The 13,471-nt window shown below is 52.5% G+C and carries 10 protein-coding genes; 1 reads left to right on the top strand and 9 read right to left on the bottom strand.

Annotation, left to right across the window (positions count from 1 at the left end; genetic code table 11):
- The first annotated feature begins 31 nt into the window (after positions 1–31).
- A complete protein-coding gene (locus KOG47_RS02000; RefSeq protein ID WP_276551142.1) occupies positions 32–1,489 on the top strand; it encodes a 6-phospho-beta-glucosidase in 1,458 nt (485 codons plus the stop codon).
- Positions 1,490–1,548: 59 nt separating this feature from the next.
- Here the strand turns inward: KOG47_RS02000 and KOG47_RS01995 are convergent, their stop codons facing one another.
- From KOG47_RS01995 to KOG47_RS01955, 9 genes are all read right to left on the bottom strand, one after another.
- On the bottom strand, positions 1,549–2,511 hold the full coding sequence (locus KOG47_RS01995; RefSeq protein ID WP_215243657.1) for an aldose epimerase family protein: 963 nt from the start codon (positions 2,509–2,511) through the stop codon (positions 1,549–1,551).
- Positions 2,512–2,525: 14 nt separating this feature from the next.
- A complete protein-coding gene (locus KOG47_RS01990) occupies positions 2,526–4,055 on the bottom strand; it encodes a UDP-glucose--hexose-1-phosphate uridylyltransferase (RefSeq protein WP_214690485.1) in 1,530 nt (509 codons plus the stop codon).
- Positions 4,052–5,056: a UDP-glucose 4-epimerase GalE gene (gene galE / locus KOG47_RS01985; RefSeq protein ID WP_074035883.1), complete on the bottom strand. Its 1,005-nt coding sequence runs from the start codon at positions 5,054–5,056 to the stop codon at positions 4,052–4,054. The genes KOG47_RS01990 and galE overlap by 4 nt, the downstream gene beginning before the upstream one ends.
- A complete protein-coding gene (locus tag KOG47_RS01980; RefSeq protein WP_208606702.1) occupies positions 5,053–6,237 on the bottom strand; it encodes a galactokinase in 1,185 nt (394 codons plus the stop codon). The genes galE and KOG47_RS01980 overlap by 4 nt, the downstream gene beginning before the upstream one ends.
- A 22-nt stretch (positions 6,238–6,259) precedes the next feature.
- The gene (locus KOG47_RS01975; RefSeq protein ID WP_215243656.1) at positions 6,260–8,326 is read right to left on the bottom strand and encodes an alpha-galactosidase; all 2,067 of its coding nucleotides are present in this window, start codon (positions 8,324–8,326) and stop codon (positions 6,260–6,262) included.
- Positions 8,323–10,311, bottom strand: a complete 1,989-nt coding sequence (locus KOG47_RS01970) for a beta-galactosidase (RefSeq protein WP_215243655.1) — start codon at positions 10,309–10,311, stop codon at positions 8,323–8,325. The genes KOG47_RS01975 and KOG47_RS01970 overlap by 4 nt, the downstream gene beginning before the upstream one ends.
- An 18-nt stretch (positions 10,312–10,329) precedes the next feature.
- Positions 10,330–11,115, bottom strand: coding sequence for a carbohydrate ABC transporter permease (locus KOG47_RS01965; protein WP_074035881.1), 786 nt, complete (start codon positions 11,113–11,115; stop codon positions 10,330–10,332).
- Positions 11,116–11,127: 12 nt separating this feature from the next.
- Positions 11,128–12,081 (bottom strand): carbohydrate ABC transporter permease, encoded by a 954-nt coding sequence (locus KOG47_RS01960; protein ID WP_214690482.1) that lies wholly within the window; start codon positions 12,079–12,081, stop codon positions 11,128–11,130.
- Positions 12,082–12,148: 67 nt separating this feature from the next.
- Positions 12,149–13,450 (bottom strand): ABC transporter substrate-binding protein, encoded by a 1,302-nt coding sequence (locus KOG47_RS01955; RefSeq protein WP_251131788.1) that lies wholly within the window; start codon positions 13,448–13,450, stop codon positions 12,149–12,151.
- Between the last annotated feature and the right edge of the window lie 21 nt (positions 13,451–13,471).

The following is a 13,471-nucleotide window of genomic DNA, read 5'->3' as shown; positions in this document are numbered from 1 at the left end:
GAGGATTTTTCCTCCCACTAATATAGAAAGGATGGATACGATGAGTTTTCCAAAAGGATTTTTATGGGGTGGCGCCATTGCCGCCAACCAAGCAGAAGGCGCTTATGCAGAAGGGGGAAAAGGTTTAACTACCGTCGACTTGTTGCCGACGGGTAAAAAACGCTTCGATGTCATGTTTGGAGAATTGCCATCATTAGAACCTATGCCCGGAGAGTTTTATCCTTCGCATGAAGCGATTGATTTTTACCATCGCTACAAAGAAGACATCGCTTTATTCGCTGAGATGGGATTCAAGGCGCTTCGCCTCTCGATCGCATGGTCAAGAATCTTCCCGAACGGAGATGACGTGGAGCCGAACGAGGAAGGTTTGCAGTTTTATGATGATGTCTTCGATGAACTATTAAAACATGGGATTGAACCGGTCGTGACAATCGCTCACTTCGATGTACCTGTCAGCTTGATCAAAAAATATGGAAGCTGGCGCAATCGACAAGTCGTCGACTTCTTCGAGACATATGCGAAGACCCTCTTCACCCGCTACAACGGTAAAGTGAAGTATTGGATGACGTTCAACGAGATCAATATGCTACTCCACCTCCCATTCATTGGAGCGGGCATCGTGTTCGAGGACGGAGAAGACAAGCAACAAGTGAAATATCAGGCGGCCCATCATCAACTCGTCGCGAGTGCGAAAGCCGTCAAAGCAGCTCACGAAATCAATCCTGATCTACAGGTGGGTTGTATGCTTGCTGCTGGTCAAACGTATGCCTATTCGTGTAACCCGAATGATGTGTTAGATGCAATGGACAAAGACCGTGAATCGTTCTTCTTCATCGACGTCCAATCACGTGGAGAATACCCGGGATATGCCAAACGATATCTCGAGGAGCAAGGTATTACGCTTCAGATAGAAGAAGGAGACCTCGAACTGTTGAAAGAGCATACGGTCGACTACATCGGCTTCAGCTATTATGCAAGTCGGACGACGAGTACGGATCCAGAGATAAACCAGTCGACCGAAGGAAACATTTTCAGTTCACTTGAGAATCCGTTCCTCGAGAAATCGGAATGGGGCTGGACGATTGACCCGACCGGTTTCCGGATCACGGCGAACCAACTGTATGACCGCTATCAAAAGCCGCTATTCGTCGTCGAGAACGGACTCGGTGCCGTCGATACACCGGATGCGACCGGATATGTCGAAGACGATTATCGCATCGACTATATGGCGAAACATATCGAACAGATGCACGAGGCCATCAAGGACGGTGTCGACATCATCGGCTACACAAGCTGGGGTCCGATTGACTTGGTGAGTGCGTCGACCGGTGAGATGAAGAAACGCTACGGCTTCATCTATGTCGATAAAGACAATGAAGGCAACGGGACGCTCACACGTTCGAAGAAAAAGAGCTTCGATTGGTATAAGCAAGTGATTGCGACGAACGGGGCGGACGTCACTACTCCTGTTCAAACTACTAAATCTTGATTGAAAAGGAGGCAACCGACTTAAATCGGTTGCCTCCTTTTTGAATGGTAGTGATGAATTCATTCCACCCCAAACCGATACACCGTCCGCGAGTGATACAACTCACCCGGTTTCAGTTCGATTGAGGTTGCGATGTCTGGATGGTTCGGGGCATCTGGGAACGCCTGGGCTTCGAGACAAATTGCGCTATGTTTCTGTCGACCGTCGAGCGTCACCGGTGTCTCTTCACTCAAGAAATTCCCTGTGTAGACGACCATGACCGGTTGATTCGTCTCGACCGTCATCGTCCGTCCGCTCATCGGGTCGTGCAATCGAATCGGTCCATCCTTCAAGATAAAAGGATGGTCAAGACCGCTCGCCCGTTCAATCGCCTCGTCTCCTGACACGAGCGCCTCTCGGACCGCTTTTCCGTCTCGGAAGTCAAACGGTGTCCCGCTCACATCACGCAACTCTCCTGTCGGCAGCGAATCCGCGTCGAGCACCCCGACCGAATCGGCTGGTAGCGTCAGCTCATGGTCGTGGATGGTCGGACGTCCGCCAAGATTGAAATAGTTGTGATGGTTCAGGTTGACCCACGTCAGTTGGTCTGTTTCCGCCGTCATCGTGACAATCAGTTCATTGTGATCCGTCAGTTCGTACAACACTTTGAAGAAGACGTTGCCGGGATACCCTTCTTCTCCGTCCGGGCTGAGATATGTGAACTGGATACACTGTTCGTCCGCATCCATCTCCCAATAACGGGACGTGATGCCTTTCTCGCCTCCGTGAATATGATGGGGCGCCTCGCTTGGGGTCAAGGCGACACCCTCAATCTCTGCGTCACGAATCCGTCCGGCAATCCGCCCTACGATTGACCCGAGATAGACCGGATTTTCTAAGTATTGTGAGACGTCCCCGTACTTCAAGATGACCGAGTCAAAATTCCCTTCCCGGTCCGGGGCCGTCAGTTCCGTCATCGCACAGCCATAGTCAATGGCGGATAGTATCATGCCATTGGCGTTTTGAATCGTCGCTTGTTTCACTCGTACTACCACCTTTAGTTCGTTTTCTCTCTCATTCCCGACCTTGGTGTTCCGTACTCCACTTTATCGACATGGCTAAGGAGTGACCGGATGAACGTATCAAATCGTTCCTGCCCAGCGTTCGTCTGTTTAAAGACACCAGCATCCTCAAGACCTTTCACAAATTTATCGACGACCGCTTGATCGACAATCGTTTTCGGGTCGCCCGACTTCTTCCGTAACTCATCGGCCCACTCTTGATGCATCACTTTGACATCGACGTCCTCGCCGGCCACATAGTGAACAACTTGCTCAAGTTCTGTCTTCAGGCGCGCTGGCAAGACGGCGAGCCCCATTACTTCAATCAAGCCGATATTCTCACGCTTGATATGATGCACATCAGCGTGCGGGTGGAAAATACCGTCCGGATGCGCCTTGCTCGTTCGGTTGTTTCGCAAGACGAGATCGAGCTCGTAACGTCCGTTTCGGCGTCTTGCAATTGGCGTCACCGTATTGTGTGGGACACCTTCTGTATACGGAATGACTTCACTAACGGTGTCCTCATAATCGCGCCAATATCCGAGCAACTGGTTCGCCAACATGACAAGCTGCTCTTTTTGATTGGAGCGGAGACGGACGACCGAGAGCGGCCAGTACAGCGTCTCGATATCGACTTGATCATAGCGTTCAGAACGATATGTCGAGACGACTCGCGCATCGTCCATCGCGAACCGGTAGCGGCCGGCCTGGTAATGGTCATGCGTCAAAATCGAGCCTCCAACAATCGGCAAGTCCGCATTCGACCCGGCGAAGTAGTGTGGGAACTGCGTGATGAAGTCGAGCAGACGCTCGAAAGCTCCTCGGTCGATGACCATGTCACGCACCTCGTTCGACAGTAAAATTGAGTGCTCATTGTAATAGAGGTACGGTGAATACTGGAACGACCATGGCTGTCCACCGAGCGTGAGCGGGATGATGCGATGATTCGCACGCGCTGGGTGTTTCAAGTGACCGCTGTATCCTTCGTTCTCAATCGCGAGTAATCCTTTTGGATAGTTCGATGTCGAGGTCGGTTGCATTCGAGCGAGTGCAATCTCACGCGGGTCCTTCTCCGGTTTCGACAAGTTGATGGTGATATCGAGCGTACCATAGCGAGTCGGTGCCTGATACGTGATATTGTTCGCGATACGACGTGTCTGGATATAATTTGACGCCTGACTCATCCGATAGAAATAGTCAGTCGCCGCTGTCACATCTGTCTCAAGGAGCTCATTGAAATGACGTGTCACTTCCGATGGCTTGGATACGAAGATATCCATGATTTCCGCCATGAAGCGGTCCTTCTCTTCAAGGATCGGCTCGATAATGTCCGCCCCCACTGCATATTCGACCACTTGTTCGAGCAACTCGGGGATTGACAGCTCTGACACAAAACGTGGGACTTCAAAGTCGAGCTTATTCAGTTTTGCGAGCACGCGGTTCCGTGAATAGATACGGTCCTGCTCGTCAATCAGCTCTTCACGAATCGCCGCGTCGACGAGTGCCTCAATCATCACATCGATCATCGTCTCACCTCTTTCACCTGATAGCCGAATGGATGTGTCACATGCCAGTTCCAAGCGTCCGTCAAAATCGTCTCGACGTCGGAACGGGTCGGTGTCCATCCGAGGATACGTCTTGCCTTGTCAGACGAGGCAATCAATTTAGCCGGGTCCCCGGCGCGGCGTTCACCAAGTAAGACCGGAATGTCATGTCCCGTCACGCGACGTGCCGCCTCGATAATTTCGAGCACTGATAGCCCGTTCGCTGTCCCGAGGTTGAAAACGTCGCTCGCACCGTCTTCTCGTAAATAACGGAGCGCTAACATATGCGCATCGACGAGGTCTTGGACGTGGATATAATCACGGATACATGTCCCATCTTCCGTCGCATAGTCATCACCAAACACGGTAATCGCGTCACGCTGTCCGTTCGCCACTTGCAGAACGATTGGGACGAGATGCGTCTCCGGGTCATGGTCTTCGCCGATTTCACCGGTCGCAATCGCGCCAGCGACGTTAAAGTAACGGAGTGCGACCGAGCGGATACCATGTGCCTGGTCACACCAGCGAATCATCGACTCCATCGCGAGCTTTGTCGCCCCGTATGTGTTCGTCGGATTCGTAAGCGCCGTCTCGTCAATCGGCATCATGGTCTGGTCACCATAAGTCGCGGCCGTCGAGGAGAAGACAATCCGTTTCACTGACGCATCGCGCATTGTCTCGAGGAGAATTTGCGTCCCGAAGACGTTGTTGTCATAGTAGGCGAGCGGGTCCGTCATTGATTCGCCAACGAGGGAGTTCGCTGCGAAATGAAGGACGTCTGTGATTGATTCCTTTATGAAAACATCTTTCAAGAACGTTCGATCACGCAGGTCGCCCTTATAAAAACGGACATCCTGTGGAATCGATTCAACATGTCCTGTCTGAAGGTTATCGAGAATGACGACGTTTTCCCCTTCTTTCAACAATGTACGAACGGCGTGCGAACCGATATAGCCGGCACCGCCAACAACGAGTATACTCATTTCACTTCCTCCTCTACGAGTTCTCGTACCCCGTCCCCGACCGAGGCGACGTAACACGTCGGTGCGTGACCGATTGTCGACACATATCGATCCGACGTTTCCTGAATCATCGATCCCGTCTTGTCTTGACGGACGATGGCGATGGCACAACCACCGAATCCGGCCCCCGTCATGCGAGCACCGATGACGCCGTCACACCCTTGCGCGGCTGAAACGAGCGTGTCTAGCTCGATGCCGGTCACTTCGTAATCATCCCGGAGCGATGCATGCGACGCATTCATCAACTGACCGAACGTCTCGAGTCGTCCTTCCTGTAGAGCAGTGTAGGCGAGTATTGTCCGCTCGTTCTCAGAAACAGCATGACGCGCCCGTTTACGAAGTGTCTCTGGCAAGTCGAGCGCGACTTGTTCAAACGTTTCCATCGACAATTGTCCGAGAGAATTGACTTCACATTTCGGTTGAATCAAGCCGAGTGCAGTGTCGCATTCGCGCCGACGTTCGTTATATTTCGAGTCGGCGAGTTCCCGACGTTTGTTTGTGTTCATGATGACGATGTCGTACCCGTCGAGGACAATCGGTGCATAGTCATGATGGAGCGTCTCGCAATCGAGGAGCATCGCCTGCCCCGCTTTGCCCATTCCAATAGCGAACTGGTCCATGATACCGCTATTGACACCAATGAACGTATTCTCGACCCGTTGTCCGAGTCGGACGAGGTCAAGCCGTTCGAGACCGAGACCGTACACTTCATTTAACATGTATGCCGTTACGAGTTCGAGGGAGGCTGATGACGAGAGACCCGCCCCATTTGGGATGTTGCCCGCAAGGAAGAAGTCGAACCCGTTGAGGTCGTGTCCGTCTTTCCTGAGAAGCGTGACGACCCCTTTCACGTAGTTCGCCCAGTCGTGGCTCGCCTCGTACGTCTCGTCCGTCACCGGGAACGTGACGATACCAACCTCTTCAAAATTGAGCGAATAGACACGAATCAGGTCGTCTTCGCGCTTTTTCACGAGTCCGTATGTTCCGAACGTGATTGCACATGGGAAGACGTGTCCTCCGTTATAGTCGGTATGCTCGCCAATCAAATTGATGCGTCCCGGTGCGAAGAACGACCGGTCTGCTGAGGTGGCAAACACCTCCTCGAATTGTTGTTTCAGCTGTTCCATGTTAAATGAAAGCATGCGGCTTCATCCCTTCCATCGCTCATGCCGGGTGGATGACCAGGCAATACGCGTCATAGTCTGTTTGTTGTGTGAGGTTTATGCCTTGTTCCATCAAATAGCGTCCGCTCACGCGGCGTCCTTCTAGTTCGTACGTCCGTTCAGGATCGAGCCCGCGTAGCTTCACACGCAAACGATTTTTCCCGTACTGACGACGGTCGGCGTTGACGAGGACGATATAGTCTTCGCCGTTCGTATAGCCGACGGCATGGAAGCCGTCCCGTTTGAGTGAAGCGAGGCGATGGCTCGTCCCGTGCTGCACAATCGGACGAATCGTCTTGTACGTCGCAATCCATTCTTTCGCTTCTGAAAGCTCATCTGGTGTCCATTCTAGTAGGTTGCCACCGATACCGAGCGTGCCTTGCATCGCACTGACGAACCGATACGCGAGCGGCAACGAACGATTGTTCAACCAGTTCGGTGAGTCCGTCACCCAGCAGCTCATCATCTTGGCGTTGTAGGCGTATGAGAAACCTTCTTGAATCGCGAGGCGGTCGAACGCGTCCGTGTTGTCGCTCGTCCAGACCTGCTCGACGCGTGAGAGCACACCGAGATCGATTCGTCCACCACCACCTGCGCAGGACTCGAACGCGACATTCGGATGTTTCTCCCGCAACGTGTCGAGGATGCGATACACGGCTTCCGCATGACGGAGCCATAGTTCCTTCGCATCTTCCATGCGCGGACTGTCCGGTTCTGAGAAGGCGCGGTTCATGTCCCACTTGATGTAACGAATCGCGTGTCGTCCGAGCAATTCATCGAGCCACGCCGTCACGTGCGCCTCCACTTCAGGCAGTGCAAGGTTCAAGACGAACTGGTTCCGCGACGTCGTCGACGGGCGTCCGTCCGTATAGTAAATCCATTCCGGATGAGCCCGATACAAATCTGAATCCGGATTGACCATCTCCGGTTCGACCCATAGCCCGAACTGGAGGCCTTTCTCCTCGACGTAGCGGACGAGCTGGTCGAGCCCGTTCGGGAACTTCGTCGTGTTGACGTGCCAATCCCCGAGTCCGGCCGCGTCCGAGTGACGCTCACCGAACCAACCATCATCGACGACGAATAACTCACAGCCAATCGCGGCCGCCTCATCGACGAGACGTTTTTGTCCATCCTCGCTGACATCGAAATAGGTCGCCTCCCAGGAGTTGTAAAGGACCGGGCGTAACACGTCACGTGTCGCTTCCGGCATGATGACGTCGCGCTCAAAGTCATGGGCGTTCTGACTCATACCACCGAACCCGCGTTGCGTATAGCCGATATAGGCCGGTGGCGTCGTGAACGACTCACCCACTTGAAGCGTCTTCGCGAAGTCGAACGGATTGATCCCGCCCGTCACCTGTGTAAAGCCAAACTCGTCTTTTTCAAAATGAATCGCCCAGTTGCCGGAGTAACCGAGGAATCCAAAGACGACCTCCCCGTCTGTCTCCGTCGCGTCACTGTCGAGCGCGAACCACGGATTACTTTGATGGCTCGTCAATCCGCGACGACTCTCGATCGTTTTCTTGCCTGGGAGGAGCGTCCCTTGCTGGAGCTGGAACTCGCTCGTCCACGCCCCGCTGAAATGACTGAGTCGCATCTCGCGCTCAATGAGTCCGAGGCTGAAAGACTGCGCGCTCTCGAGCGTGACCGTTTCTCCTGCCGTGATGGTCATCTTGCGTGAGATGATGTCGTAAACCGGATGAAGCGTGAACTGGAGCGTCACTTGAAGTGATTGAATTGAATCGATCAAATCGAGCTCGAGTGTCTCTCCATCGATACGTGCATCACCGAGTGAGAAAGCGTGCAATCGTTCTGTCGTCGTATGACTCTTCAACGTCGGTTCCGTATAGACAAGGTCGCCGAACGAGGTGAACTCGTAAGCGGCCACCCCTTCTGGTGTCTCGAACGACGAGTGCAGAACGCGCGCGTCTGGTAGTTCTATGATGTCTAATTCATGCAGGCGTCCGCCGAGATACTGATGGATGAGACGACCTCGTGAATCGACATCAAACACGTACGTGAGATTCGTTCCGATGAGGGCGAACCGATTGTCGTGACGAACAATCATGCCTTCACCTCCTGTTTCAATAGGACAACATCGAGCGGTTTAAGTTCGAGCTTGCCTGTTACCGTCTCCCCGTCAAGCGTCTGCCACGTGCCATCGAGGTCAACCGTTGATTTAACCTCGGTCGAATGGTTCAGGTAGAAGCGGATCACCTGCCCGTCTCCTTGACGGTCGACCTTCTCGACATCGTCTGGAAGTCGGGTCGCGTCGATCCCAGCGCGTGTGAGCGCCTGATGATAAACTGCATCGAGCATCTCGTCGTCGACCGATGAACCGATGTATGTCACGTCTCCTTTATACGTGTGCCGTGTGATTGCCGCAGTCCCTTTATAGAAGGCCTTTTCATATGTTGCCAATACGTCGGCGCCTTTCGGTGTAATCAAGTCACACCAAATGTTCGCCTCAGAAACTTGGTCACCGAGTCGGACTTCGTTCGATTGGACGGTCTGCAAACTCTCGTACTCATCAATCTCGATACCCGCGTATTCGGCAAACTTACCTGGTAGCGTCAAGTTGTGGCAACGGTTAATCGGGTCTTTCACGCCTGTACGGTAGGTGAAGATGACGTGCCCACCCTTTTCGATATAGTCGATGAGCGTCTCGTCAAACACATCATTTCCGAGGAAATAGAGCGGGACGACAACGAGTTTATACGAATCGAGCGCGTCCCCTGGGAAGACGATATCCGTGTTGACACCTTGACGGACAGCTGCACCGTAGAAGCGGACAAACTCTTGCTTGAAGTTAAATGCGTCGGAGTGTGGTTGGTGCGTCCACGCCCATAAGTTCTCCTGATCAAAATAGACAGCAACGTCTGACTTGTACGCAGCCGCGTTGATCATGTCGCCATGCGCGTGAAGCTCCGACATGACGTGCTTCACTTCTTCGAACTTCCGTTTCGGTTTCCCGTCATGGTCAATGATGCCGTGACAGAACTCTTCCGTCCCAAAATCCGCGGCACGGAATCGGAAGTAGACAATCGCCTCGGCCCCACGCGCGACAGCCTGATGTGTCCAGAGACGGATATGACCAGGTCGTGGTAAGTAGCCGATGCGGCTCCATCCTTGTGCCCCGCTCAACTGTTCCATCACCCAGAATCCTTTGCCTTGTTTCGAAGAACGGCACAAATCATGATCGTGCGCCGTCTTCTCGAAACGGTTTGGTTCTGGCAACCCGCCCCATACCGGATAGTTGTCGAAAGAGACATAGTCGAGATCTTGTGCCATCTGCTGCTGGTTGATTGCCATGTCGCTATATACGAGGTTATGCGTGATGAACGCATCCTCATGGATGAGCGGGCGGAGCGTGTCGACCTGGAGCTTGTTAAACGAGCGATATGCGTCCGAGCAGAAGCGGTCAAAATCGACGAGAAGCGACGGATTGTGTTCTTGGAACACGGTGCGAGGGACCGGAATCTGTGTCCATGCCGTATATGTATGGCTCCAGAAGACGGTCCCCCAAGCCGCGTTGAGCGCGTCGAGCGTCTCGTAGCGTTCTTTCAGCCATTCCTGGAACGCCTCTTGGTCGACATCACCGTACGAACGGTCCGACTGTTCATGTCCATACTCGTTGTCCGTCTGCCAACCGATGACACGTGGATGACGACCATACCGCTCCGCCATCTTGCGGGTGATTCGTTCACAGTATTCGCGGTAGACAGGGCTGTTGACGGTATAGTGACGACGAGCTCCGAAGCTGATACGCACCCCGTCTTTCGTCACCGGAAGGATGTCCGGATGCTTTTCGATAAGCCACGCGGGCGGTGTCGCCGTAGGCGTGCCGAGCACGATGTCAAAGTGTTCGCCGAAGGTTTCGACGACCTCATCCCAAAATGAGAAGTCAAACTCACCGTCGGACGGTTCCATCATCGTCCAGACAAATTCCGCCATCCGGATGACGTTGACACCGAGTTCTTTCATCAAGCGGACATCCTCGTCCCAAAGTGCACGATCAGTCTGTTCTGGATAGTAATCTACTCCTAAATACATGCTGTTCACCTCAATCGATTATTTGACCGCTCCTGAAGTCATGCCTTTTTGTAAGAAGCGTTGGAAAAAGATATAAAACACCATCGTCGGCAAGCTGATCAAGACGAGCGAGGCGTATAATTTACCAGGGTCTCCGCCGAGCGCTTCCGTGAAGAAGGTCGGTGCCATCGTTACTGTCTGTTTGGCCGGGTCTGTCATGAACGTAAGTACCATCAAGTATTCGTTCCATGAGTTGAGAAACGCGTAAATCGTCGCTGTTGCGAGTGCCGGCTTGGCGAGTGGCATCATGACTTTATAGAAGATTTGAAACGTCGACGCCCCGTCGATATGCGCTGCTTCCATCAATTCGTTTGGCAGCTCGTCGAAGTAACTCTTGATGAGCATGAGTCCGAACGGAAGGAAGAAGGCGATTTCGGCACCAATCAATCCCCAATAACTATTGAGCCCGTCAAGTGTGCGCAACGTGAAGAAGAGTGGCACGATGAGCGAGGCGACCGGTAACATCAATCCCGCCAGAACGAGGTTAAATAAAAGGCGCTTCCCGGCGAACTGGAGCTTCGAGAAACCGAACGCCGCAAATGCGAGAAATGAGATGGAAATCAAGATCATGAAGAAGGCGACGATGAAGCTGTTAAAGACGAATTGTGGGAAGTTCGGGTTTTGTAGCGTCGCGATGTAGTTGTTGAAGCCATTGACACGTAAGCTTTCCTTGAACATGACGAAGATCGGGAACAACCAGAGGATTGCCATGAGTGACAGACCGATATTGGTGAACCATCTTCCTTTCTTTGTTTGCAGTTCCATCTGTTCTCCCCCTTAGTCCATTTTCTTCTGTACACGCATCTGGAAGTACGTGATGCCGAGTGCAATCGCAAGCAAGATGACGGCGACAGCGCTGGCATAGCCGACCTCTTGATGCAACATCGATTTACGGAACAGGTATGTCGAGATGACCTCGGTCGAGTTACCTGGTCCTCCTTGTGTCGAGATCCAGACGATGTCGAACGTCTTTAGACCACCGATGACCCCGAGGATCGTCAGTGTGAACGTCGTCCCTTTCAAGTTCGGGAAGACGACACTCCAAAGCGTACGCCAAAATCCTGCCCCGTCGATATTAGCCGCCTCGAACACTTCCCGTTCGATTGCGAGCATCGCCATGTAATACATGATCATGGACGAGCCTGTCCATTGGAAGATGTTAATCAGAATGATAGCGTAGAGCGCAACGTCTTGGTCGCCGAGCCAGTTCTGTTCAAACGCACCAAGACCAATCATGCGAAGGAATTCGTTGATATATCCGAACTGGAAGTCAAAAATTTGCGTGAACGCCGCCCCGAGGACGACCGGGCTCAAGACGACCGGGAAGAAGAACACCGATTTGAAGAACGTCCGCCCCATGCCTTTCGTGTGAAGCAAATAGGCCAATACGAGCCCGAGACCCGCCTGAATCGTGACCGTCAAGACAGTGAAGATCCCCGTGTTTTTGAGCGCATTATAAAATTCTGGGTCTTTGAACATCCGGCCGAAGTTTTCAAAACCGATATACACTTTCTCAAACGAGATTCCGTCCCATGAAAAGAGTGAGTGATAGGCGTTGTAGAAGATTCCGTAATAGATGAAAGCGATGACGAACAGGACGGTCGGAGCGACGAACGCCCAGCCGATCAAGTTCTGCTTCATCCGCTCTTTCTTACGAATCGGATTCGGTGCGCTCGGTGGTACCGATGTGAGCTTCGGCTTGGACTTGGTCAAATCGGTTGCTTGTTGCATAAGGTTCCCTCACTTTCAGATTCAAAAAATCGAGCGCCAGTGAGTCTGGCTACTGGCGCTCGTTTGATTATTTACCTTGGTCCGCAATCGCCTGGATGCGTGCGAGTGCTTCTTTCGCATCTTGTCCGGCAGCGATGTTTTGAAGTTCTTTTCCGAGTGCGTCGTAGACTTTCGGGTCACGGATTCCGCGTCCTGCGACAGCGTTCTTCACCGTTTCGTTCAAGATTTTGTACGACTCACGTTCAACATCATTGGTGAACTTGTCTTCGTATGCTACTTCGATGTCTTTAATGGCTGGTGCCATCTCAAACTTCTCCATGTATAGCGCCTGTCCTTCACCTTGCGTCATGTAGGCGATGAAGGCAGCCGCACCTTCTTGTTGTTTCGATTCTTTGTTGACACCTAGTGCCATGTCGATTGATGCGATGACCGGTTGTTCTGTACCACCTGCAAGGTTTGGCATTGGGACGAAACCAATCTCGTCTTCGAAGTTGTTCCACTTGTCACGCTTCTCGACCGTCGTCATCGAGTGGGCTTCCCATGAACCAATGATCCACATCGCTGCTTTCTTGTCGAAGAAGTTGTTCATGCCGTCCATGTATGTCGCAAGACCCAAAGCGCCTTCTTGGAACACTTTGTCCTCGTACAGTTGTTGCCAAAGTTCAGCCGTCTCGACCATCTCTTTATCCGTCCACTTCGCGTCACCCGCTAGCACTTCTTGGATGTAACCTGGTGCGACCTGGTGGCTCAATACGTTGAAAACGTCAACGCCAACCCACGCGTCCTTCGCGCCTAGTTGCATCGGGATGACCTTGTCGCCAGATGCGTTGATTTTGTCAATCGCCGCAACCGTCTCATCATAAGTTTTCGGAGGTGTCACGCCATATTTGTCGAGGAGTGTTTTGTTGTACATGAGGTATGCCTGTCCTGTGAATCCGACCGGTACCGCATACTGTTCACCGTCGACTGTTGTCTGTTCGACACCAAGTTCGATTAATTTATCTTTCCATCCTTCTCCGGCCGCTTTATCCATGTAGTCTTTCGCTGGTACAAGGCGATCCTTGTATTGCGGAATCATCGGTTCTTTGAGACCAATGACGTCCGGACCATCTCCACCAAGCATCGCGACTTGAAGCTGTTGCTCGTAGTCTTCGAGGCGTTTAAACTTGACCACATAATCATCTTGCGATTCGTTGAACGCCTTCGCCATTTCTTCCCCGACTTCAGGTTGTGGCGCCCACCCCCACCATGTGATGACGGGTTTGCCGTCTTCCGTTGTCGCCGCCGCTTGTTCGTCATCGCCGCAGGCAGCGAGTAAAGATGAGAGCATTAAGACAGATGATGCGAGTGCAATCGTCGTTTTTTTCATGTTCATTCTCCTTTGAATGTG

It is taken from the genome of Exiguobacterium sp. s121, assembly GCF_018617245.1.
GTDB lineage: Bacteria > Bacillota > Bacilli > Exiguobacteriales > Exiguobacteriaceae > Exiguobacterium > Exiguobacterium profundum.
This window is presented reverse-complemented; position numbering and strand designations above follow the sequence as displayed.